Annotated in this window: 17 protein-coding genes; 15 read left to right on the top strand and 2 right to left on the bottom strand. The window is 47.3% G+C overall.

What is annotated here, in order from left to right; genetic code table 11:
* Positions 1 to 35 precede the first annotated feature (35 nt).
* Positions 36 to 3,116 (bottom strand): FIMAH domain-containing protein, encoded by a 3,081-nt coding sequence (locus tag MKX76_RS09145; RefSeq protein ID WP_341033520.1) that lies wholly within the window; start codon positions 3,114 to 3,116, stop codon positions 36 to 38.
* A gap of 500 nt (positions 3,117 to 3,616) precedes the next feature.
* On the opposite strand from MKX76_RS09145, the gene MKX76_RS09140 reads away from it, so the two are divergent.
* Together MKX76_RS09140 and MKX76_RS09135 are read left to right on the top strand one after the other, a co-directional pair.
* Positions 3,617 to 5,020: an outer membrane protein assembly factor BamB family protein gene (locus tag MKX76_RS09140; protein WP_210094946.1), complete on the top strand. Its 1,404-nt coding sequence runs from the start codon at positions 3,617 to 3,619 to the stop codon at positions 5,018 to 5,020.
* Positions 5,021 to 5,376: 356 nt separating this feature from the next.
* Entirely contained in the window at positions 5,377 to 6,147 is a 771-nt protein-coding gene (locus tag MKX76_RS09135; protein ID WP_341033519.1) for a class I SAM-dependent methyltransferase, read from the top strand.
* A 228-nt stretch (positions 6,148 to 6,375) separates the two neighbouring features.
* Here MKX76_RS09135 and MKX76_RS09130 read toward each other — a convergent pair whose 3' ends face one another.
* A complete protein-coding gene (locus MKX76_RS09130) occupies positions 6,376 to 6,546 on the bottom strand; it encodes a hypothetical protein (RefSeq protein ID WP_007131919.1) in 171 nt (56 codons plus the stop codon).
* A 312-nt stretch (positions 6,547 to 6,858) separates the two neighbouring features.
* On the opposite strand from MKX76_RS09130, the gene MKX76_RS09125 reads away from it, so the two are divergent.
* The 13 genes from MKX76_RS09125 (at position 6,859) to MKX76_RS09065 (ending at position 24,046) form a co-directional block, all read left to right on the top strand.
* A complete protein-coding gene (locus MKX76_RS09125) occupies positions 6,859 to 7,554 on the top strand; it encodes a response regulator transcription factor (RefSeq protein WP_341033518.1) in 696 nt (231 codons plus the stop codon).
* 2 nt (positions 7,555 to 7,556) lie between these two features.
* A complete protein-coding gene (locus MKX76_RS09120; protein WP_007131921.1) occupies positions 7,557 to 8,492 on the top strand; it encodes a sensor histidine kinase in 936 nt (311 codons plus the stop codon).
* 178 nt (positions 8,493 to 8,670) lie between these two features.
* Positions 8,671 to 9,594, top strand: coding sequence for an ABC transporter ATP-binding protein (locus MKX76_RS09115; RefSeq protein WP_007131922.1), 924 nt, complete (start codon positions 8,671 to 8,673; stop codon positions 9,592 to 9,594).
* Positions 9,587 to 10,285, top strand: coding sequence for an ABC transporter permease (locus MKX76_RS09110; RefSeq protein ID WP_007131923.1), 699 nt, complete (start codon positions 9,587 to 9,589; stop codon positions 10,283 to 10,285). The genes MKX76_RS09115 and MKX76_RS09110 overlap by 8 nt, the downstream gene beginning before the upstream one ends.
* 183 nt (positions 10,286 to 10,468) lie before the next feature.
* Positions 10,469 to 11,032 (top strand): RNA polymerase sigma factor, encoded by a 564-nt coding sequence (locus MKX76_RS09105; protein WP_007131924.1) that lies wholly within the window; start codon positions 10,469 to 10,471, stop codon positions 11,030 to 11,032.
* Positions 10,998 to 12,320 (top strand): DUF4179 domain-containing protein, encoded by a 1,323-nt coding sequence (locus MKX76_RS09100; protein ID WP_341033517.1) that lies wholly within the window; start codon positions 10,998 to 11,000, stop codon positions 12,318 to 12,320. Before MKX76_RS09105 ends, MKX76_RS09100 begins: the two co-directional genes overlap by 35 nt.
* A gap of 374 nt (positions 12,321 to 12,694) precedes the next feature.
* Complete coding sequence (locus tag MKX76_RS09095; RefSeq protein ID WP_341033516.1) at positions 12,695 to 13,783, top strand: peptidylprolyl isomerase; 1,089 nt, start codon at positions 12,695 to 12,697, stop codon at positions 13,781 to 13,783.
* 257 nt (positions 13,784 to 14,040) lie between these two features.
* A complete protein-coding gene (locus tag MKX76_RS09090) occupies positions 14,041 to 17,241 on the top strand; it encodes a discoidin domain-containing protein (RefSeq protein ID WP_341033515.1) in 3,201 nt (1,066 codons plus the stop codon).
* Positions 17,242 to 17,638: 397 nt separating this feature from the next.
* The gene (locus tag MKX76_RS09085; protein ID WP_341033514.1) at positions 17,639 to 20,845 is read left to right on the top strand and encodes a DUF4838 domain-containing protein; all 3,207 of its coding nucleotides are present in this window, start codon (positions 17,639 to 17,641) and stop codon (positions 20,843 to 20,845) included.
* A gap of 123 nt (positions 20,846 to 20,968) precedes the next feature.
* A complete protein-coding gene (locus MKX76_RS09080; protein WP_341033513.1) occupies positions 20,969 to 21,733 on the top strand; it encodes an SDR family NAD(P)-dependent oxidoreductase in 765 nt (254 codons plus the stop codon).
* On the top strand, positions 21,724 to 22,836 hold the full coding sequence (locus MKX76_RS09075) for a hypothetical protein (RefSeq protein ID WP_341033512.1): 1,113 nt from the start codon (positions 21,724 to 21,726) through the stop codon (positions 22,834 to 22,836). Before MKX76_RS09080 ends, MKX76_RS09075 begins: the two co-directional genes overlap by 10 nt.
* A complete protein-coding gene (locus tag MKX76_RS09070) occupies positions 22,830 to 23,255 on the top strand; it encodes a RidA family protein (protein ID WP_341033511.1) in 426 nt (141 codons plus the stop codon). The genes MKX76_RS09075 and MKX76_RS09070 overlap by 7 nt, the downstream gene beginning before the upstream one ends.
* Positions 23,231 to 24,046: a creatininase family protein gene (locus MKX76_RS09065; RefSeq protein ID WP_341033510.1), complete on the top strand. Its 816-nt coding sequence runs from the start codon at positions 23,231 to 23,233 to the stop codon at positions 24,044 to 24,046. The genes MKX76_RS09070 and MKX76_RS09065 overlap by 25 nt, the downstream gene beginning before the upstream one ends.
* Positions 24,047 to 24,214: the final 168 nt, after the last annotated feature.

Genomic DNA, 24,214 nt, shown 5'->3' with positions numbered 1-24,214 from the left:
TACACGCTGTTTAGGCTTATTTTTAGCACCGATTCTCAGCTGTCCAGCTGTTGATTTAAAGTATCCAGCAGCTCGGCTGCCTGGAGCTCTAATGCCTCCTTTGCGGCCGGAGTGATATACGCATTCATTTTCGGATCCTCAAGATCTCGGGTGAATTTCTCAAGATGGTGAATGGCCTGGGCTACTTGTCTTTTGAGTAAATGATGTTCGGTCTGCTTCAGGCTGTTCGCCAATTGATTCTCAAGCGGTTTCAGAATCTCTCCCGAAGCGGCGCGAAGATTGAATTCCTGTTGAAGCTGTTCCATCACTTGTTCCGCTGTTGCACGGACTTCCACCACTACCGAGTTGGAACGGACGCTGACACCGTTCAGAACAACCGCGGCTTGAACTTCAGCCCTTCCTGCACGGATCGCTTGAATGGAACCGGAATCGGACACGGTGATGATGCTTTCGTCAGAGCTCGTGTAGTTGATCGAAGCTTGAGCCAAGTCTGCGGGTTTTCCATTAAACAGGGTTCCGCTCATTGCAAGCTGTGCCTGCTCTCCAGCAGTGAGCACCGACGTATCCAGCTTCAATGCGACTTCTTTCAATGCGACAGGGAGCTTCTTGAGATGGGAGCCTTCCGCATAATAGATTCCACCATCCTCTGCCAAGGTCATGAGATGGACGTTGTCGGCTATTTTTTTGGATTCCATCGTTTCCGGATTGATAACCGTTAGTGTACGTCCGACCGTGGTGTAGAGCAGACCATCGTCGCCAAAACGGAGAAAATAAGGTCTCCATGTACTTCCGGACGGAGTATTCGGATATAGCAGCTTGCTCTTTTCGATCACCTGTGAAGCTGCGTCCATGGCGAACACGGAATATACGGTGGTTCCTGACGCTGTTTTCCCCCAAGTCACACCCCACAAGCGGCCGTCTGGCCCTTCCTTCAGGTCACCGATCAACTGATGTGATGCCATGCCGGGGATCGCAGGAGAGAATTCCTTGACTTTGCTTTTGGTTTTGGGATCAAAAATGAACATTTTGGCTTCCGAAGCCGCGGGGGTAGAGCCACCGCCTCCATGGATCGTTGTTCCTCCATAGACCAGTCCGTCTTTATAGGCAACGGACATCACGCTTTGATTCTCCACAATATCCGGAATGGTGGTCCAGGTATCGGTTGGTTCATCGTACATAGTCAATGCCCCTTTAACGAGACCATAGTCGGCGATTGTTCCGATGAATAGCTGGTCCTCGCCAGTTGCGAAAGCGAACGGCCTGCTCTGACCATCCTCAATATTGAATGCGAGCGAAGGATTGACGTCCTTCTTGTACGGCTGGGATGGATCGTATTTGTAGATGACAGCACCTCCATAGGTGCCGAAATATATTTTATCGTTTAAAAAGCCGATCCCTTCGATTTGTGGAAAGACACGTTCCTGCAGCTCATAGGCATTGGATTTTGGATCAAATATGGATAAGGCTGTATGGAAGCCTCCCATATACAGTTTCCCGTCCGGCCCCATCTCCAGGCTCTGAATATCAATGCCTTCGGCTTCAATTTCAGGCATGATCGTCTCCACCGACTGATCTTCAGGATCAAACAACACGTATTCCAGCTTTTCTGTTACCATGGCCAGCAAGGTTTTGCCGGCTTTATGCCCGGTTTGCGGAGTGACCCAATCATAGGCCCGGACCGTTGAATTTGGCAGAACGACACCCTCTAAAGGGATAATTTCATTGGTCGCCGTATTATAGGTCACCAGTTCACTGTTCACCACGTTCCGGAAATACACCAGATCACGGTCTAGTGGGGAAGGAGGAGAGATCATACTGTCAAAACGGGTTGGTGAAGGCCAAGGGAGAGATTGAAGCACTTCTTCGCTCTCTTCATCCAAAATAAACAGGGTAGTAGCGCCGGAACGTACGAACAGCTTTCCATTATACGACCAGATGTCGGCGATCATGTCATTGGCTCCGGAGTTCGGAAGCTTCACTTCAGATTTTTCACCTGTTTGTCGATCAATCTTGTATAAATAAGCAGGGTTTCCCACCCCGACATAGATATAACGGTCTGTCACCCCAATACCGCGGGCGTACATGACATCCTCTCGAACGCTTCCGAGATCATGGAATTGATTGGAGGCAATATCATACTCGAAGATTTTGGAGTTTGGGTACGTTGCACCGTAAATTTTGCCGTCCGAGGTGGCCGCCAAATCCCAGACCAGCTTTTCCGACGGATTGACGCCTACGGATTCCAACGTTTTCGCAGCAGGGGAATAACGATACAGCATGCCGTTCTCCACGCCGGACAGGTAAACATTGCCGTCGGACCCGAATGCTACACCGTATACCGTGTTCACGCCCTGCACCGGAGAGGAATAGAGGACTTGGCCGGTTGCGGCATCCAGTGCGTAAAAGGTCGAAGGCGTTCCGTTGGTTGCGAAGTAAACCTCACCATTGGCCATCGCAGCCCCGCTGGTTTTGACCGTTTTCGTCGCTGCTCCCAGATCAATCGGATCTCCGAAGGCAATGGGTACATCTGCTGCTGTGGCTGCAGACACCGTCATATGGTCGAAATAGGCGGTACTGTACCCGGCAGTTCCGGAGTACAGCATGATCTTGGCTGTAACGGCACCGGGAGGAGCGACGCCCTCATGCGTAAGATCCAACCAATCGCTGCTTACGGAGGATAGGGAGGCGCGGCTGTTGCTGATTTCCTTATGATTAGCATCGTAGTAGTATACAATCATCGCCACCGAGCCCTGTTCCAGCAAGGTTTTCACCGAGGAGACATAGCTGGTTCCTTCCGTGACCGGAAAGGAAGAACTGATTAATCCCAGTGATTTTGGTCCTCCGTCGACCATCTTTAAAGCATTGTTGCCTTCATAGCTTTTGGAGTCCGTGACCGAAATGGAATATTCGTCCGTCAGTGGTGACCAATAATAGGTCCAGCCCGGAATTTCACTGCCGCTTCCCAAGGCTTCAAAGCCCGCGTTGTTAATGACCGGTGAGGAATTGGAGACCATCTCGGGGGTGCTCTGGGCGAATCCAGAGCCAAGAGGCGCAAGCGAGCTTACACTCATGGAATAAACGAACAGGATGGCCGTTTTTTTTATCCAGGAATTCATGAACTTCCTCCTTTTATATGGACAGTTTCGAGAAGCCATTTGATAGTTGTTGATTGTTCTCTCCTTTCCGGTTCCATCGTGGGAAAAAATTTAAGTAGATTATAGGTGGGGCCATATATAAAGTCAACGTCTTTAAGTCTTCTATAAATACGCTGAGGCAACACCCCTTCAAGGACTTGTTCATCCTTTTATAGACGGAGATATCATCAACTCAAAACCCCAAAACATCCTCTCATAGAGTTACAAGACCTGGACTGCAGGAGATATCGTCCCGTTATCGAAATAAGAGGTCAACGAGATGATGGAGGTAAACCAAATGGCGGCTCAAAATATCTGCCTCTCTTCTTTGAAAAAGGAACCTTCGAGATATCAGTTGTATGGGATGAAGATCGTAAGTGTTCGATAGAAGATAAAATCAAGGTACTCGGATGTAACCTTTCCCTTTAATGAAGCGTTTTATTGTCTAGTGACAAGAAACTGTTACCTATGGGAGGACACGTATGCGTAAAATGAAGAACAACCGATTAACGAACAAAAAAAGCCCTCAACGGCTCCGGCGACTAATCGCGGTTATTGCCGCTGGAGCCCTTACAATCCATGGCGCAATGTCCATACTACCTTCGCAGGCGAACGCAGAAAGTGCTGATATTTCGATCCGTAATTGGCATCCTTCTTCCGTGCTCACTGTTCCCGAGCTGAAACCTTCCTGGACGGCTCAGGTGGACAACTATCTCAAAATGGACGAGGCCTATTCAGGACGCCATGCCGTTGCCAAAGAGGGCAAGGTGTTCACATTTGCCGGGAGCAGGCTGATTGCAATCGATGCGAAGACAGGTAAAAGGCTTTGGAGCTACGGCAAAGACCTGAAACCTTATCTTGTATATGATCATGGCGTTATTTATGGTCTAACTGCAGATCAAAGGCCCTACGCCGTAAATGCGAAAACTGGAAAATTGAAGTGGCAGTCGAAGACATCCATCTTGATTGATGCACGTTACGGAACAGAGGCATTGGTGCCGACATCCGACACGCTGTATGCGATCAAAGGGAGCATGACCTTTGCATTGGATAAGGCAACGGGTAAGCTGCATTGGAAAATGAACGAGCCGGCGGGAGAAGGTAACGGAACAGATTACTTACATGAGGCGGATGGCGTCGTCCTTCGGACTTTCCTTGTCCAAGGCGCGCTCACGTCCATCCAACTGAATGCTTATGACAAGAAGACGGGGAAGAAGCTATGGGAGGATTTCGGTCAGGGAGCAGCGCTTCAAATCAAAGACGGTCTTGTCTATTCGGTTGATTATTACTCGCCACTGTTGTTTGATTATCAGTCGCTGCCGGACCGCAAATTGATCGTCAATGTGTTTAACCTGAAAACCGGTGAAAAGAAGGGTACTCGCGAATATAACTGGAAACTGTCGGGAGAACCGCCATATCAGTATGGTGGAGGTAGCTCGTTTATGACCGGAGGGAAGTTATATGTCGATCAAGGCGATAAAGTGGCCGAATACCATTTTGATACCTATAAAACAGGCTTAGCTCCTCTACGGACGTTTCAACGTCCCTATGGGGAAGAATGGGAGCTGATCGGGCTCTTGCAGGAACGGCTGATTTTCCAGAACAGAAATACCGGCGGATTGGCCGGTTCCAAACTTGTGAATGGCAGAGTGATTGGATGGAACAGCGATGCACCAGCTGCCCAGATTGACGTGTATGGGAAAGGAATATATCGGGCTCAACGTAATGGTACTTTACTTGGCATCAATTTGTTGACGGCTAAGCCGGTTTTTAGAGTAAAGACGGGTGCGGATTTACACGAATCCACCCTAATGACAAACGGTATGATCATTATCCAGGCGGAGGGCAAGCTCCTCGGTGTAAAAGTACCAGCATCGCTGAGATAAACAAAGAGAAGCCATGTAAAAATGATCGTTTAGACACTTTATGACAGGGACTGGAAATGAGGATATCGCACAACACCGTAATCGAGGTCGCGAACGATATCGGCATATATTCTTAAAGAGATAAGGTAACACATGCCTTCTGTCGGCGTTAACCCGAGTGGACTAGATCTTCCCCAATTTGTCTATGCAGGTCTGGGTGGATAGAACCATTAAATACATTCTATTCCTTTAAACCCTCAAGGAAACCGCCTATTCTATGTGTATGCAATAAAATTAGTAAAGCAATCCGAGAGGGGGGATGGGGTCATGGAATCAATCCTTGATCAGCTGAACCATCGGGGAAGGAGAGCGGCTCTTTGTTACCATTCGATAATTTAGAAGGCTATCGCGACGCGGAAGCTTATGATGCGCTGAATGATTTGGATGAGACCATGGAAGGCAAGTTTTTCTTGGACCTAGGCAATCTTTACGGCGGCCCTGTATTGGATGTTGCATGCGGGACAGGGAGGCTGACAATCCCTTTGGCTCAACAAGGCCATGATACGACAGGGATAGATATTACGGATGAAATGTTAGAAGCTGCAAAACGAAAGGCAGCCGAACTAAATGTCTCAATAAATTGGGTCCACGCTGATGCAAGACAATTTGAATTGGGTAGAACGTACCGGTTTATTTTCACAACCGGTAACTCATTCCAGCATTTTCTTGATAGAGAATCGGTGGATGGTTTGCTTAGAAGCATTCATAGACATCTGGATGAAAACGGCGTATTTGCATTCGAAACGCGCAACCCCATTCTTTCGCGCTTAGCAGTGGACGATGATTCGGAAAGGGATTCAGGTTCATGGGAGGATAAGGAAGGATTTCAATGCAGCAGTACGTACCTTCGCAAGTATGATCATAGAAAACAGTTGGAATTTTATAAGTTTACAAATCGGAGATGGAAGGCCGGGACTGATGTCACGGTAACCGAAGAAAATTTTGCACTTCGTTACTTTTATCCACAAGAACTTGAAAGTTTATTATATTATAACGGATTTAAGCTTGAAGAGATGTACGGAAATTTTGATAAAAGTGTATTCCAAGCCGATAGTCCGCTTATGGTTTGTGTCTGCCGGAAGCGTTAAGAAGGTTGAAGCCTCAAATATTATTGACCTTCTGTAGCAAATACGGTTGAATTTTTTTTGATAGATGCCTTAAGATCTAAAAGATTGCTCATAGGAAGTACATCCCCCACGTGAAGTCGGGATTTGTACTTTTATCTCGAAATTTAGCTCTAAAAAAATCCCATCAAGAACTTCATGACGGGATTTTTTATTTCAATGAATAGGGTTGGATTTGCAGACTGACTCTGTTTACTTCGAAACGTCTTTCAATGGATCCGAATCACGGCGAGCGGCTTTATCGATTTCTCGGTCCAGCTTCGATTGTCCTTGGATTTCTTCAGCTGCTTCCATTTGATCATTTAACTGGTCTTCGATTTGTCCGATTCCATGCGCTTCTTGATGCTGTCTGCTTGTAGCCATTAGGTTCCCTCCAAGTTGTATCTTTATAATCTCTGCATGACTACATTGCACCAAATTGCGAGATCTTATGCAGCCCTGAAATAACGAATTCATGGAATAAACATAACTAATCTAGACTTACTTTTTCCATTTTGATATCATTTGGAAAGACTTAGCTATTTACATCGTTATTTGATTTCAATTTATATTTCAGGATTTAAAGGCCATCCCTTCAGGATGGCTTTTGCTAAATGATGAGGGAGCAGCGAATCCGGGCTTTACGGCGGGTTCCCAAAGATCGATTGATGTATAGAGGTGCCTGGGGGGAGTAACATGCCGAAGCGAATTCTGCTTATCGAAGACGATAGGGAAATCAGCCAGCTGATTGAAAGCCATTTAAAACAGGAAAGCTATGAAGTGCTTATTGCAATGGACGGAGAGGAAGCGGAATCCTGTATTGACAAGGAAGAGTTTGACCTGGTCTTGCTGGATTTAATGCTCCCTAAAGTTAATGGCATGGACGTTCTAAAGCGGATCCGGGAAAAAAGCGTCGTTCCCGTGGTGATTATTTCCGCAAAGGGAAGCGACCTCGATAAGGCGCTTGGACTTGGATTTGGCGCAGATGATTATCTAAGCAAGCCGTTCTCCATGATCGAGCTGACCGCCAGAGTGCAGGCTGCCATTCGCAGGGCAACCCAATATATACGGACCGAAAGTCAGCCAATAGAGGATCGGATTCATTTTAGGGACCTCATCCTTGATTTAAGTACGTTTACAGCACAGGTCCGAGGTCAGAACATAACACTCACCCTCAAGGAATTTCATATTTTGAAATTGTTCTTAACAAATCAGAGCAGGGTGTTCACGAAAGAGCAAATCTATCAATTTGTCTGGCAAGATGATTATTACGGGAATGAAAATGTGATTAACGTTCATATCCGCAGGCTTCGTGAAAAAATCGAGGACGATCCGTCAAACCCGCAATTTATTCGCACTGTTTGGGGAATCGGATATAAATTGGGTGTGTAACCATGATTATCTTTCTAAGCGCATTGATTGCTGTTCTGCTCCTGATGAATATTTGGCAGTATGTTTCCCGAAGAAATTGGAATCGGCACATCCAGGAAATATCGAACAAAATGGCGGACATCATCGAACACCAAACCGCCGAGAAGGTGCTGCTCCAAACCGACCAGCCAGCGGTTCAACATTTGCTCATCCAAATGAACCGCCTTCTGGATTACAACCAAAGAGTGATTGCGGATTACGCCAGAACCAAGGATAGCCTGAAGAAAATGATATCCAACATGTCCCATGATTTGAAGACGCCCCTGACGGTTATTCTGGGGTATGCCGAGAAGCTAAACCATGACGAATCGATCACCGAAGAAGAACGGAAGCAGATGATCCAGCGGCTCAACGACAAGGTGAACAGTCTGGTTGCATTGCTTAACCAATTTTTTGATCTTGTAAAAATCGAATCGGAAGACTATGAAATCCCGCTCAGCAAAATTTCCCTCAATGAGATTTGCCGCCAAAGCGTGCTTGAGTTTTATGAGCTGTTGATATCCCAAGGTCTTCGGGTGGAGCTTGATATTCCGGAGCGTCCCCTTTACATACTTGGCAATGAGCAAGCGCTGCATCGAATATTGAGCAATTTAATATCCAATTCGATCCGGTATGGGAGTGACGGAGGCGTGTTTGGTTTAACTCTTCGGGAAGATGGAGATTCGGTTGCTGTCGATGTGTGGGATCGCGGAAAAGGGATCACGGAAGTCCACCAGGACCGCGTGTTTGAAAGACTCTACACACTAGATGATGCCCGAAATCCGCAATTCCAGGGAAGCGGGCTGGGTTTAAGCATCTCGAAACGTTTAACGGAGGCCATGAAGGGTTCGATTCAGTTAACGAGTACACCGTTTGAGAAAACGATGTTTACGTGCGTTTTTAAACAAGTGTCATATTAGTCCTTCCCAAGAGAGGTGTTCGGTCTGAACGCCTCTTTTTTACGAACTACAGAATGCAACATTTGATTTCAGCCTCACTTAAGAAACTTGTAAGGAATGAGTAAGAAAAATCATCCATTCTCTGCTTTAGGATAGAAGTAATCCAAAGAACGATTATAGACGGGAGGATCAAGCTCGCATGAATGAAGTCATTCGAACCCATGAGCTCACCAAAACGGTAAAAGGCAAAACGATTACCTCGAACGTTAATCTCACGGTAAAAAAAGGAGAAACCTACGGTTTACTCGGACCGAACGGTGCCGGTAAAACGACGATTATGAAAATGCTCACCGGGCTCATCATCCCTACATCCGGAGAGATTATGCTATTTGGCAAGAAGCTTACGGAATCAGCAAAGGACGGGTTAAAGCGAGTAGGAAGCATCATCGAGTATCCGATTTTTTTCGAGCATTTAACGGCGATGGAGAACCTGCGGATCCACTGCGAATATCTGGGCTTTTATGATCGAAAGGCAATCTCCCAAGCGCTGGATATGGTCAATTTACACGGGATTGATGACAAGAAAGTGAAGGATTTCTCGCTGGGCATGAAGCAGCGGCTCGGGATCGTCCGCGCTATGATTACGAAGCCAGAGCTGATTGTCCTGGATGAACCCACCAATGGGCTGGATCCCATCGGGATCAAAGATATGCGGGAATTGATCCGGATGTTAAACAAGGAATACGGCATCACGTTTCTTCTTTCCAGTCACATCCTGGGCGAGATTGAGCAGATGGCTGACCGAATCGGGATGATCCAGCAAGGGAAACTGGTAAATGAAGTGGCACTGGCGGACATACAGAAGCTGCGTACCGATTATATCGAACTGGTAACCTCGAATGTACAGAAAACGGTCTACTTGCTTGAGCATGATCTTCAAATTTCCAATATCAAAATCGTAAAGGACACAAGGATCCGCATATATGATATGAACCGGTCCACAAGCGACATTTCAAAGACGTTGATATCGAACGATATTGAAATCGAGGAGATCCAGAAGCATACGAGTACGCTGGAGGACTATTTTTATCATCAAATCCAAGGGGGCGGTAAGGTTGGCTAAACTGATTGAGCTCGAGTGGAGAAAATTAGATCAAAAAAAAGTTATTGGTGAAGTGATTGTCTACTGGGTAATTATTATGTTTTTACCAACCTTCTTTATAAAAGTTATCTTTGCTGATATGGCTTTTGTGGATTTCTCAAAAAGCTATGCAAATGCGTTAGAGCTGATGCTGCCGATTCAAATGGGACTTCTTCTGTTTGGCGCTTCCATGATTAATCATGTGTTTATCGAAGAATATAAGAATAAAACGATGTCTTTATCTTTTGGATATCCGATCAGCCGAAAGAAGCTGGTTATGGCAAAAGTGTGTTTTATCTTCCTGGCGGTTTTCCTGTGCACGCTTGTATCCTTTGTCCTGTCCGGGATCACCACCTATGTGATTGATCAGATATTCGATGTGATACATGGACAGCCAACGCTGGAGGACTTCATGGCCTTTACGGTCAGATCGATTGTTCATTCCGTCGTTGTCGCCCTGATCAGCTTTGTTCCGCTGTTTTTGTTCGGAATATGGAAGCGGGCAGTGATTCCGACCGTGATTTGCGCCGTGTTTCTTGCGCAGTTCCCTAACTTCACCGGACTGCTTCATATTACGTTAAATACGGATATGCTATATGGCGTGCTGAGTCTAATCGGCGTGGCCAGTGTGTACTTGTCGGTTGCCAAAGTGAATCAGGTGGGGGATATCTAGCGATGAAGACTTAGGCGGATTTTCGTATAATGCGATTATGCATCGAATCAGTTACCAGATAATCGCTCTCCGCAACCTCTCTCGGGATGAAAGATCTATCCTGTGACATGGTTGTGGAGTTTTTTTGTGCAAAATGAACTTTTATTGCCTTTGCCAACTCTTATCTATGGAAGGAGGGGGAACATGAGAATAAGCCGTCTTGTCAAACAAGCCAAAAATGGCAACAAGGAAGCTTTATTGCAACTCATCATGGCCGATCAGGACGCTTATTATCGTCTTGCTTATTCATATATGGGAAACGAGCATGATGCGATGGATGCCATGGAAGACATGATTGTATCCATTTATGAAAAGATCGATCAGCTACATAATATTGAAGCTTTCTACAGCTGGAGCAAAACCATTCTCGTCAATCGGTGCAAAACATTGCTTCGCAAAAAGAAGCGGTATTTACCTATGGAAGAAATGCATGAACCATCACATGCCGAATTAACTGACGATAATCCATTTCGCTATACAGAGTCTGCAATAGACATGCATGAGCTCTTATCCCGTCTGAATCCAAAGCAGCGGGAAGTGATCGAGCTTCGTTATGTTCACGATTTGCCGTATCAGACAATTGCGGACATGACCGGTGCACCCCTTGGCACGATTAAATCAAGAATGTCACAAGGAATCCAAAAGCTTAAAGTCTTGATTGGAGGTGATCGTTATGAGAACGATCAAGGAGAAATTACTAGAGCATAAGCAAAGTTTTAAAAGGATACAAGCTCCATCAGAACTTGAGGGAAGACTTCGGAATGCACTTCAGAAAGTTCCCGCTAAACCGAGAAAAAAGAATAAAGCTCTGCTATGGGTTGCATCAGCTGCTGCAGCACTCATTTTGATTGCTGGAATGTATCAATATCCTGCATTCGCTTATTACGGTGCGAAGCTGCTTGATCGAAACGAGTTGATCTCGTTCAGCTTTTCAGAAGTGGCGGAACAAGGCTACGGGCAAACGGTTAATAAAAGCAAAAAGTTTGACGACGGCTCGGTCATTACTATTAATGGTGTCATTGCGGACGATAATGCATTCTTAATGTATTACACCATTGATTTTCCAGCAGGATCCAAATTTGGTCCAGGTGATCGTTCATCTCATTACAACGTGGATAATTTACACGGATTTTTGACGGATTCGGATCCGAAAGAGGGGTATGGGAATTATAACCATGACGGCTCGCAATACAAAGGAGTGTATAAATTCGAGCCAGTTAGTCCATTCTCCAGAACATTAACGGCGACTTTCAGTAAATGGCAGGATAACGGGGAACAGGCATCTTCTGCGATCTCCTTCAAATTTGAAGCAAATAAAGCAATGAAGAGTATTATAAATCAGAAAATTTCAAAATCCGTTGCTGTCGATCAGGGAACTATTCACTATGACACCATTACGGCCTCGCCAACCTCAACCATCGTGAGAGGGCATTATGAACTAGAGAATAAGGGACACCCATGGTTTTTTGCTAAAACAAAGCTATTGGTGAATGGAACCGAAGTGGAGTACTGGGGAGGAAGATCGAGCAATTACACCAACACGGGATTCCCTGGCTTTGATCTGGAATTCGATGTCCTTCCAACCGACAAGATAGAAACCATCGAGCTTGTCCTCGAAAATTTCGATGGATATCAAAAAGTAGAGGAACCTATTTCGCTAGTCTCTCCATCAGATCAATCCATCCGAATAGGCGGCGAAAAATTATGGATTCGGAGCGTAACAAAAACCGACAGTGGTTATGACATCGTGATTGCCAGAAAGCAATTTATCATTTTGGAAGCGGACAGTTTATCCGTACAAGCGGGGGGGAACCTTGTGCCCGTAGCATCCATATCCGCTTCGCGTCCATGGGATCTGAACAACGGTAACGTTCTGTGGGAGCAGACGTACTCATTTATCACATCGAACAAGCCGGAACAACTGTTGTTGGATGGATTTAAATATATAAAAAACTATGATAAAAAGATAACTATTCCTGTAGATAGCAAAAAATAAACTCATACGCTTATTCTAATATCTCTGGTACAGATAAACACACAGGTAACCCTGGATGCCAATCACTTCCTAATCAGAGTGGTTGACCTCCGGGGTTATTGTGGTTTCAATGAGAAATTTGCAAAAACCCAAAGAGCGACTTTCAATCAGCAATACATAATGGCCGAAGTGCTTCCTAAACTCCAAATAAGTAAAAAAAGTGAAACTATTGTAAAAAACACGAAATTGATAGCGCTTTCTTTATGCGCCTATAATGAAACCACATGAAGCAGAAGTAACACTTTGCGCTTAACAAATCAACTTGGAGGTGCTTGGATGCATCAGCGTGGTTATTCGAGGACCAGATTCAAGTACGTGAAAGGTGATGGATGCTTATGAGTATTTTGGCACCTAATAAAAACAGTCTAATATGGCTGTTCACGGCCGGAATTTTAATCCTGGTTTTCCTGAGTGTCGCGATCATCGCGAAGCCGAAACCTTCAAATGCTGATCAGGAAGACGATTTTATTGCAACGGTAAACGGTATTCCGATTCATACAAGTGAATATCAAAGAGCCATTCATGCCAATAAATCCGGGATCATCAATTATTTCCACGAGAAATATGATGCTGAGCAGTCGGCCACATTTTGGACCACTTCCTACGGAGGAGAAATTCCGCTGGAGTTGTTAAAAAAGAAGGCACTGGATAATAGCGTGAGTCTAAAAATTCAGCAAATCATCGCAAAGGAGCAGGGAGTGCTTCCTGAGATCAGATATGACAGTTTCATACAAAATCTCAATCATGAAAACGAGAGAAGACGAAAAGCCATCAAAAATAACCAAGTGGTTTTCGGACCTGCCCAATACACCGAGGAGGCTTTTTTAGAATATGTGATGGGAAATTCCATTTTATCCGTCAAAAACCGCCTGATGGAACAGGAATGGAAGCCGACTGAACAGCAAATGAGAACGTTCTACGAGACCAAAAAAGATAAGTTGTACAGAGCGCCGGCAACTGTGAAGGTGCAGCAAATATCCTTGTCTTTTCTTGATGCTAACCTGGGTATCGATGAGGAGCTCAAACGTCAGAAAAAGAAGAGAATGAATGCGGTTCTTGGGAAAATTGCATCGGGATCGTCATTTGAGCAAGCAGCCAAAGAACTCGGTCAAGAGGGGAAAGTTACGGAGCAATTATACAATCTGGATAGTTACCGACATAACGCTAGGAGTCCGGTTGCGCAAGCAGCCGACAAGCTTCAAATAGGTGAAGTTAGCGGAATTATTGAAGAAAACGGCCATTTTCATTTAATTCAATGTATTGAAAATGAGAAGGCTGACTCGAATTACCTGTCATTTGATGAGATTAAGGAACAGGTGTTAAGAGATTACATTGATCACAGATATGAGGAGTATGTGCGCACACGAATTGCAGATGCGCAGGTTGTTGTGAACGAAGAGTCCTACCAAAACTTCAAGATGTAACGTCCTATATAAGTTGATTATAAGAATACGACTCAGGCAAGGGAGTAAAATGATTCCGAAAAAGTGGAACGGTCGCCTTTGGTTTCAGATTTCTACTGTACTCGCTTATATACAATCAAGAAATCTGGAACCAACAGCGATTGCAGGAACATTTTACGTACATGCCCTGACATCGATCCATTCATTTTGTTCAACTTATATAGTTGATTTTACATAAATAAAAAATGAAGGGATGATATGCTTTGAGGCCAAGGTATATGAAAAAAGTGATTTGCATGGTTTCGATTTTCTCCTTGTTCTGTACGTTCTTCACCGCTTTGCCTGAACCAGCGAATGCTGCCGGAACAACGTATTATGTGGACAGCACCGGAGGAAACGACAAGAATAGCGGCACAACCCAAGACGCTGCATGGAAATCGCTGGATAAGGTCAATGCGACTACTTTTTCTCCAGGCGACAAGATTTTGTTTAAAGCCGGGGAGAGCTGGAACGGCAGGCTGTGGCCAAAAGGTTCCGGCGAGAACGGAAGGCCAATCATTATTGATATGTACGGAACCGGCAGTAAGCCGTTAATCGCCGGTGTAACGACCGAACTTGAAGCCGTCTTTTTGAAAAACCAGCAATATTGGGAAATCAACAATTTGGAGGTGACCAACAGCTCGCCATTGCCTTTTGATCGGGATTGGGAAAATCCGCGGGGACAAAGACGAGGTGTCTATATCTTAAATGAGGAAGCGGGCATACTGAATCATATTCATATCAAAAATATGAACATCCATGATGTCGATGGTTCCTATACAACACGCTCCGGCGGAATTATTTTCGATTCAGTCGGGTCGAATACGCCAAGTGCGTTTAACGATATTCTTATTGACGGAAATACATTAACGGATGTGGATGCCTATGGGATTTTCATAGGTTCTAACTGCATTTTGCGCTATGGGATGGGCGATTTATGGCCTTGGGTATCGAAGCCTTACGGGCCGTGGACACCGTCTACCCAAGTGAAAATCTCCAACAATACTGTCATTAGAGCCGCCACGGGCGGGATTGCTTGGAATGTTACCGATGGAGCGATTGTCGAGCATAACACGGTGCAGCAAGCCACTTACCTGGCCACGAATGCTTCGATTTGGTGGGCTTATGCGGACAATAATCTCGTTCAATTCAACGAATCTTTTGCAAGCGTTAACGGTGCAGAAGACGGCCATGGCTTCGACGTGGATGCAGGGAACATCAATTCGCTCGTCCAATATAATTACAGCCATGATAACGCCGGCGGCTTTATGCTTTTTGTTAACGATACCTATTACACGATCAATACGATCGTCAGGTATAACATCAGTCAAAACGATAGAAAAAGTATCTTCAGGTACAGCGGTTCAATTGATCATGTCTACAACTACAACAATACCGTTTACGTAGGAGAATCATCAGGCAATCCGGTCATGAGCGATTATTTCACCAAGGCTTCAGGTGCTCCACGCAACATTCATAATTATAACAATGTGTATTATAGTGTCGGTGATAAAGGATGGGATTTAACGGGCCAAACGTTTGACTATAACGCTTATTACGGAGGAAACACGCTGGTTCAGGCCGATGCGCATGCGGTAACTGGCGATCCACGGTTCGTGGATCCCGGAAGCGGCGGCAACGGTATGGAAACCGTAGATGGGTACCAATTGCAACCGAATTCGCCTCTAATCGGCGCAGGCATTCGCATTCACGATAATGGGGGGCGGGATTATTTCGGCAATCCATTATACAATGGAGCTCCCGATATTGGTGCCCACGAATATGGCGGTACCGTTCCTCCAGCGGGAGATATGCCGGATCCAATCGTCATTGTTCCGAAACGGCCCGATAGCACGCCAGTTGACAATCTAGCTACACAGGCAGCTGCAAGTACGACCTTTGCAACTTCAACTTCGCAGCCTATAGAAAACATCAACGATAACTACTATGACATGGCTTGGTCTACGGATCCTTCACCTTCATTCCCAAACTATATTACGCTCGATTTTGGCAATCAAACGATTTCTGCCAACCAATTGAAGTTAAATACAAGATTCGGTGCAGAAATGGGAATCACGAATTTTGATCTTGAATATAGTAACGGTTCTGCATGGATTCCAGCTCGGACGAATATTCACCTGACTTGGGATATGAATGATGGCTCGGACGAGATCAAAACCGTGGATTTCCCGCTCACTCGATTTTCTAAAATAAGATTGAAAGTAAATGAGGAGAACCGCCAATCGGGACGTATTGCCCTGAACGAGCTAGAACTGTACAACAATCCGGATTTATCCATGGACATGGTGAGCACGACCTTTGCTACAGGAGCAGGCACAATTGCCAATATTATCGACAATAATTTAAACTCGGCGTGGGGGAGTACGGGCGATGTGAGCTTTCCAGGTTATATCACGCTAGACTATGGCGAAAATGCTGTGCCCGTCAACGAAGTCACTTTGGTTACCTTCTTCGGCATTGGCCAAGGGATTACTCGTTTCGATGTTGAGTATTACGATGGCAGCAACTGGAACACGGCTTTATCCAATGCAAGGATTGAATGGAAGCTGAACGACAGCACCAAAGAACGGCATAAGGTTACTTTTCCAACGGTTAACGCCTATAAACTTCGATTGAAGGTTAACGATGCGAATCGGATATGGGGAAACATTGCGCTTAATGAGCTTATTGTGAACTATTCCTCTGAATCCGTACCCGTCACAGGAATTTCGCTCGATAGACCAGTGTTGACCTTTAATTCTTTGTCTGATCGCACTACAAAACTACTCGCCACCATTGAGCCCGACAACGCGAGCAATAAAAAGGTTTCATGGAGCACAGATCAAGCCCAGGTCGCTACGGTTGACGATAACGGATTGGTGACAGCAGTAGGGGAAGGGAAAGCAGTCATTACGGCAGCGACGGAGGATGGGAACTATAAGGCTACCAGCAGCGTTACTGTCGATTGGACAGCTCCTGAAATTACGATCCATCCTGTAGTCACAACGGAATATAACTCAGGTGTTTTTCAACCGAAATTTGATCTCTCCGACAGCCTGACCGGAATCGACAATATGAAAACAGAAGTGATGCTGGACGGAAATGTACTAACCACGTTAAGTGATATTCCTATGTACAAGCTTGATCTTGGAACACATACCTTTACGGTAACGGCCTTTGATTTGGCAGGGAATACCGCAACAAAGTCTATTGAGTTTCAAGTCAACACAAGTTACGAGACGCTTGAGGAGTTAGTTCACCGTTTCGCAGACGTGGGGTGGATTGACAACCAAGGCATCGCCAACAGTTTGCTGAAGAAATTACAAAAGCAAAACCCTAGCAGTTTCATTCAAGAAGTACATGCACAGAAAGGAAAACATATAGCTGCCGAGGTTGCGGATTATTTACTTCGTGATGCAAATGCGCTTCACAATCAATAGGAGACAATCAATCAAAGACCAGGTTCCATGGAAAATGAAATAGGTAATCCTCTTTGGCGAAGGCAGGTTTTCGCTTCGAGCCCAATTAAAAAACACATCGAGTACACGAATTCGATGTGTTTTTCTTCTTTCCGATGACGTGGTTGGTTACGTATGAATATTTTCCGCTGCTCGAGCTTGGAAACTGAACAACGACTGTTTTCCGGAATAAACCCAATAATTAATCTATACACTGGAACAAATTTCATTATAATAAAAATAACCTTCAAATTTTTACTTCTTAGAATCTACACGTGTAAAAATTTACACGTGTAAATTATTGAAAGGGGGGAGAAAGGGCTGTATCAACAAGGAACCGAACTTCATTTCCACACTAAGGGAATAAAGGAGGAAACTAATGAAGGCTTTAAACGGAACAAGCGGGATTAAGCTGATCGTTACGATGTTTATGGCAGTGTTCATGATGGTCCTCGCCGCCTCGGCTAATGCAGAGGAGACAGGTGAGAAGGAGAAAGGTCGACCGCCCCATCCTCATTCGATACTGATTAAGAATGGCGTCGCTCAGGCGGATATCCTAATATCGCCTGCAGCCGACGATATGGAAATGTACGCAGCTCAGGAGCTTCAGCAAACATTGAAGATGGTCAGCGGGGCAACGCTTCCTATCTACCGTGCGGATACGGAGCAGAATTCGGTAAGCGCTTATCTTCAGCAGGATCAACTCAACATCCAAAAGAGCGGGGCTTATCCCGTCTCCTTCGACTTTTTGAACAATCATGGCAGGTCAACCGTGGTTGAAGTCGTCTATAGCGAAGGAAATGCATTTCCGATTCGTCTCAACGCCCCCATCGAGCTGCAGAAGGATCAGGCGGGCAGTATCACAGGGACTCTATATGTTCCGCCCTCAACCGCCGACGGCACTTACCAGCTGAGCTTTGAAGCCCGAAGTGACGGCCAATCCATCGGCAGCATGGAGCTGGAGGTAACGCTAAATCGCAATACCCTGCTGAATGGTGGATTTGAGGAGTCGGTTAAGGAAGGCTGGTATTCCACAACCGCAGCTCAAGATAGCGAGGTCAGCCACTCCGGCAGCAGCTCCTTGCGCCTAGCCTCCAACAATGTCCGGTCCAATCAGCCGCTTCGTCTCGAGCGGGGAAAGCAATACAAGCTGAAGGCATGGGTGAAGGGAGCCAAAAACGGGACGGCCAGAATGCAGGTCAATGAAATGGCCAACCCATACAATGTGAAGCATTCTGTCTTCAGCAGCTTTTCCGTTACAACCGATTGGACGGAAGTGGAGCTGATCTACCATGCGGATGAACACAGGCCCTACGATTATCACTGGCTTGTGTTCTCCTTCCTGCAGGGCAATGGCCCAGGCACCTTGTGGATCGACGATGTGACGCTTGCGGAGGTGGAGGAGGAAGGGTCTTCCGAGCCGCCGGGTCCCCCTCCGGTCCTGGATTACGGACCAGCTCATAACCGGATACAGCTTGTGCTGTCCACAACGGATCGCATCCCTTCCAATCAGGATACTGCTTATTTGGCGAATTCCGACGGTTTTGCCGTACGGCAAAAGGGCAGCAGAATTTATATTCTCGGCTCGGAGGCAAGAGGGATTTTGAACGGGGTGTATGACTTTTTGGAAGAAAATGCAGGCGTGCTATGGACCCGCTCGAAGGAGCTCGGCACTCTGTATGACCCCTTGCCTACGGTTACGGCAACCCGAACGAATTATGCCGAAAAACCCCCAATCCCTCTTCGCGGCTGGCTAACCCTGGGGATGGGGGAGAATGGGGACGGCGGATCGGACCAAGCCACCGATGTGATGCTGGCCCGGAACAAAAACAATATCAAAATGAGCGACAGCAGCAACCGGCTCTTATGGGACCGCTTCGCACGCGCGGGCCTCACGCCCGTCATGCTGGGTCATAATCTGGCCTTTTGGCTGCCGAATGACGAGTATTTTGCGGAGCACCCGGATTATTACAACATGAAGGACGGCAAGTACATTCCGCTATCGGATTCAACCCAAATCAATTTTTATCATCCGGAGATTCCCGGCGTCATTGCAGCCAAAGCCAAAAAGCTGATTGCTTCAAGGAATATAGACTACATCGGGATCGGGATTAACGATAACTCAAGCTTTGATCAAGGCGAACTCAGCCGACAGCCGTTTACGACGGAAGACGGCGTAGTAGTCCAGCCCGAGGACCCCGCTTACCGATCCACCGTCTTCTTCAGCTTCTTGAATAAAGTTGCCAGGGAGATCCATGCGGATTATCCGGACGTAAAGATCGTCTCTTATGCATACACGTTCACGGATACCCCGCCGAAGGTCGATCTTGAGGACAACATTGTCCTCGTATACGCCCCGTTGTACGAGGATGCCAGGGAACCGCTCAACACCTCCAATACGAGCAATCCAAACTATGCTTATAATGAGAAGCTTAGAGGATGGGCTGAAAAAACCAAAAATATTCTGGTCTACAATTATTACGGCAGCTTCCCTTCAGACGCTTACGAGCGGCCGATCGCTGCGAAGGTTCAGGCCGATCTGCAATATTACCGTGAACTCGGCATCCTGGGCGTGCTTCCGGAAGGAACGGTCGATGCGGGCAATGATGCTTGGGGGATCAACGCGCTTCAGTATTGGCTGTTCAATAAGCTGTTCTGGAATCCGGATGAGGACATCGAAGCATTGAAAACACAGTTTATAAACAAAGCCTACGGAGCAGCGGCTGAACCGATGCGTCGTTACTACGATTTGATCGAGCAGGGATGGAATTATGACCAGTCCCAGCAAAGCTGGGCGACCAGCGGCGAAAGCCTGGTTCGACAGTATGTCATCGTAGCAGGCATTCGGGATCAGGCGCAGCAGGCGCTTGATGAGGCCTATGCGTTGGCTGACGGGAAGGCCAAAGCGAGAATTGAGCCGATCAAAACCACGTTCGAGAGAATGGTTGAAATCGCTGAGGATTCCGTGAATATTTCTGCTAACGCGGTAAGAACGACAGCTTCAAAGGATCAAATTTTGAACACGTTGGACTTTGGAGCGGGACCATGGAGGGCCGTCGAATCTCCGGTCACTTATTTCAAGGATATGAGCTCCGGGAAGCTGCCTCCCGTCCTGACCAAGGTGTATCTGCTATGGGATGAGGAATACATCTACATCGGTTACGAAAACTTTGATCCCGACCCGAGCAAGATGGTTATCAGCGATACCGCACCGAATGAGTGGTGGCTCAGCGGCAAAGACGACTCCGTTGAAACGTATTTGATGGATGGAACGCCGGACAGCTCATCGTACTATGCGTTCATGACGAATGCACTTCCGCTCAATCTGGATTATAAAGGTCCTGAAAAAAGCCCTGACTGGACGCGACCGTGGGAATCGAGAGCCGAAGTGAAATTCGATCGTTGGAATGTCATTCAGGCCATACCATTCAGCAGCATTCAATTCGATCCGGATGAATCCCGAACGCTGACGGGGCTGTTCTTCCGAAATTATCACCGTACCGGTTCAGGCCTTGGTCTTTACGGCTGGGCCGGCGGTGCAGTATGGAATCCTGCTGATTTCAGGCCAATCCATCTGATCGATTAAAGCGATGCACGCAGGTGTCGTTTCCAGCAGAGCCTCGCCGGAAACGACTGCCTTCCTGCGTATGATTCAAGAATCCAGGATCCAGAATCACGATTCGGCTAATAAGGGAGATGGTGATGAACGATGATGCATTCCCAGCTTAATAATAAGGTGATTGTCATAACGGGTGCCCTCGGCGTTTTGGGCTCGGCAGCGACGCGACTCTTTCTTGAGCGGGGCGCCAGTATTGCGGCATGCGATATCCGAACATCCGATGAAGATGGCGGTATTTCGGAGCTGCTTACGGAGTATGGGGGCCGGCGTCTGTTATATATACCGGGAGACATGACAAGCGAGGCTGATGTCGATCGGCTCTTTAGACGAATCGAGGACCATTTCGGCAGATTAGACGGCTTGTATCATAACGTCTTTGTTAACAAATCCGCAACGATTGCGAATCAAGCTGTGCAGGATTGGGAGGAGAGTATTCGCGGGACCCTGACCAGCACCTTTCTTGTCAATAAGCACTCGGCCCGCAGCATGCGTCAAAACGGGGGAGGCTCCATCGTAAATACCTCCTCCATCCTGGGCTCCGTACCTGCAGTAGAGAATGCGGCATATGGCGCCGGAAAGGCGGCGGTCGAGCAATTGACGAGGGTCGCCGCGGTCGAGTTTGCCCCATGGGGAATCCGCGTGAATGCGATTGCCCCCGGCGATTTCAAATCGGAACAAGTATTGGCACAGGCTTCGGATGCCCAGGCGGAAACGATGCGGCGTCTGACATTGATAGGCCGAAGCGGCCGCCCGAATGAAATCAATGAGCTGGCTGCCTTTTTGCTGTCGGACGCTGGGTCGTACGCAACCGGCTCGATCTTTCCAGTAACCGGAGGTTTCGGATTATGCAGGTAGCTGCAATCTCAACGGTATACCGCCATAATTCGCATGCAGAAATGATGATCGGCCGCCTGTTGGGTGAATTCCCTCATTACACGCCATCCATAAAGGTTGCCTCTTTATATCTGGATCAAATCCCGGACAACGATGCGGGAGTCGATGCTGCCGGACGCCATGGAGTTGCCGTGTGCGAAACCATTCGGGAAACGATTCAGCATGCGGTTACCCACGGAGGACTGGATGGCGTCATTATCATTGGCGAGCATGGCAATTACAGTGTGGACGCCATGGGACGAAAACGCTATCCTCGAAAACGGTTGCTGGAAGAGACGCTGCTGGCTTTGGATGAACTAGGGGTACGCGTCCCTATTTTTTCCGACAAGTTCTTGTCATGGTGCGTTGATGAATCCGTTTGGATGTATGAACAGCTGAAGGGGAGGGACATTCCTTTTTTCGGCGGCTCATCCATCCCGCACACGGCGGTGCGGCCGGAGTTTGACAGGCAGCTTCTCAAGGGTGCGCGTGAATGGCTTATCGTCAGCTTCTCGAATGAGCTCGAGGCCTATGGCTACCATGCCTTGGAGGTACTGCAATCGCTAGTGGAGCGCCGCGATGGCGGGGAGACCGGTATCTCGAGCGTATCCTCGCTATCTGGAGAAGCCGCTTGGGAAGCGCTGGCCAGGCGCGAATGGCCGGAGGATATGCTGCTTCAAACGCTGGAAAGGTCGGGTATAGCGGTTGAGCCGCATCCCAAGAACTCCGAGAAACAGGAACGAACAACGGTTATCGTTGTAGAATACCGGGATGGATGCAAAGGTTATGTGGTGCAGCGGAAGGAATGGACCGACCGATGGAGCTTTTCATTTCGCGACGCAACCGGCGAGATCGTATCTGCCGTTTGTTTAAGCGACAACGAGCGCCCCTTCGGGCATTTCGATACGCTTACGGGACTGATCGAGCGCTTTATCATAACCCGTGCCGAGCCAGTCTCCCCGGAACGTATTTTGATAACCAGCTGCTTGATCAACCGTGTGATGGAGTCGCTTTATAAAGGAGTTAGGGTTATGACTCCGGAATTACTCGTTCAATATAAATCGAAGGGGAGCTTACCGTGTTGAAGGAACCAATCGAGATGAATAGGAATACGGATCTGCCGTTTTCCTCAGCTATTGAAGCAGGCCAAATGATATTTGTATCCGGACAGGGCGGGCTGATACCTGAAACAGGCGCCATCGTCGGTCCGGATCTCGAAGCGCAAACGGTTCAGACGATCGAAAATATTCGGGAGATTCTGCATGCAGCAGGGCTGACGCTGGATGACGTCGTAAAAACCAACGTGTATTTAAGCGACTGCAGGCTGTACGAGGAATTCAACCGCATTTACCGCCGGTTTTTTCAGCCACCGTTTCCGAGCCGTACCGCGGTTTATTGCGAATTGAATTACGGTCTGCTTGTCGAGATCGATGCCATTGCCGTAAGGCGGCCACAGGAGACAGGAGGAGGGATCAGTCAATGTTTACCCGATTCGACAAGCTGACCCGTGAACAATTAAACGGGATGGCAAGCCAAGGGTATGCCGTCGTTGTTCCGTTGGGTGCTTGCGAGCAGCACGGCCCCCATTTGCCGACGGGAACGGATAATTTCATCTGTGATGAAATCAGCCGCAGAGCCGTTGCGGAAGCTGTGGATATAGGGGCAAAATTGATTCTGGCTCCTTTGCTTCCGGTTGGAAGCTCAGCCCATCATATTGCTTTTGGAGGAACCATCTCTTTCAGTTCTGCTACGTATTTAAGCATCCTGAAGGATATCGGGGCAAGTTTGGCCGACAGCGGCTTTAACCGGCTTATTTTCCTCAACGGGCATGGCGGCAATGAGCATCTGATGCATCAAGCAGCCTCGGATCTTGCGGTCACACATCTAGCCTGGACCGCTTCGGCCTCCTATTGGAATGTAGCGAGGGAGGCCCTTGCTGCCGCCTGTCCCGAGGGAAGCTTCCCCGTCCCCGGACACGCCGGAGGCTTCGAAACATCCTTGATCCTGTCCTTGGCGCCAGAGACGGTATGTGATGATCGAATCGGCTGCAAGCATCCCCGCCGTCCTTGGATGGCGGCCGGCCCCTCAGGGGCATTCATCGGCAAACAGGGAGAACTGACGGGGGTAGATGGATATACCGACCCTTCAGGCCTTGCAACCGGAGAGCAAGGGGAGCGGTATCTTAACACCATCGCAGCAGCCGTGGCGAAATGGTTATTGGCGACGTGGAAAACGATGGATGGCGACACCCAAGCCGAAACAGATGGATCAGGAAATTTCGCACCAAACCGATAAGGGGAGGCTCACGATGGATGAATGCGTTGATTCCTTCGTCTCGCGGTTCCCAGATCCCCCCAAGGATGAGCCGTTGTATGAATAGGATGTCTCGGCGGTTTTTTTCGATGAAGAAGGAAGTGGTAAGCGGTACATCGAATTGGAATTCAATCCGAATGTGCTCCTTCG

The organism is Paenibacillus sp. FSL R5-0810 (assembly GCF_038002285.1).
Classification (GTDB): Bacteria; Bacillota; Bacilli; order Paenibacillales; family Paenibacillaceae; genus Paenibacillus_AQ; species Paenibacillus_AQ lactis.
This window is presented reverse-complemented; position numbering and strand designations above follow the sequence as displayed.

What these genes read in the sequence shown, in the direction of transcription:
- MKX76_RS09145 (WP_341033520.1), bottom strand. Translation starts at nt 3,116, where the DNA reads ATGAATTCCTGGATAAAAAAAACGGCCATCCTGTTCGTTTATTCCATG.
- MKX76_RS09140 (WP_210094946.1), top strand. Translation starts at nt 3,617, where the DNA reads ATGCGTAAAATGAAGAACAACCGATTAACGAACAAAAAAAGCCCTCAA.
- MKX76_RS09130 (WP_007131919.1), bottom strand. Translation starts at nt 6,546, where the DNA reads ATGGCTACAAGCAGACAGCATCAAGAAGCGCATGGAATCGGACAAATC.
- MKX76_RS09125 (WP_341033518.1), top strand. Translation starts at nt 6,859, where the DNA reads ATGCCGAAGCGAATTCTGCTTATCGAAGACGATAGGGAAATCAGCCAG.
- MKX76_RS09120 (WP_007131921.1), top strand. Translation starts at nt 7,557, where the DNA reads ATGATTATCTTTCTAAGCGCATTGATTGCTGTTCTGCTCCTGATGAAT.
- MKX76_RS09115 (WP_007131922.1), top strand. Translation starts at nt 8,671, where the DNA reads ATGAATGAAGTCATTCGAACCCATGAGCTCACCAAAACGGTAAAAGGC.
- MKX76_RS09105 (WP_007131924.1), top strand. Translation starts at nt 10,469, where the DNA reads ATGAGAATAAGCCGTCTTGTCAAACAAGCCAAAAATGGCAACAAGGAA.
- MKX76_RS09100 (WP_341033517.1), top strand. Translation starts at nt 10,998, where the DNA reads ATGAGAACGATCAAGGAGAAATTACTAGAGCATAAGCAAAGTTTTAAA.
- MKX76_RS09095 (WP_341033516.1), top strand. Translation starts at nt 12,695, where the DNA reads ATGAGTATTTTGGCACCTAATAAAAACAGTCTAATATGGCTGTTCACG.
- MKX76_RS09090 (WP_341033515.1), top strand. Translation starts at nt 14,041, where the DNA reads ATGAAAAAAGTGATTTGCATGGTTTCGATTTTCTCCTTGTTCTGTACG.
- MKX76_RS09085 (WP_341033514.1), top strand. Translation starts at nt 17,639, where the DNA reads ATGAAGGCTTTAAACGGAACAAGCGGGATTAAGCTGATCGTTACGATG.
- MKX76_RS09080 (WP_341033513.1), top strand. Translation starts at nt 20,969, where the DNA reads ATGATGCATTCCCAGCTTAATAATAAGGTGATTGTCATAACGGGTGCC.
- MKX76_RS09075 (WP_341033512.1), top strand. Translation starts at nt 21,724, where the DNA reads ATGCAGGTAGCTGCAATCTCAACGGTATACCGCCATAATTCGCATGCA.
- MKX76_RS09065 (WP_341033510.1), top strand. Translation starts at nt 23,231, where the DNA reads ATGTTTACCCGATTCGACAAGCTGACCCGTGAACAATTAAACGGGATG.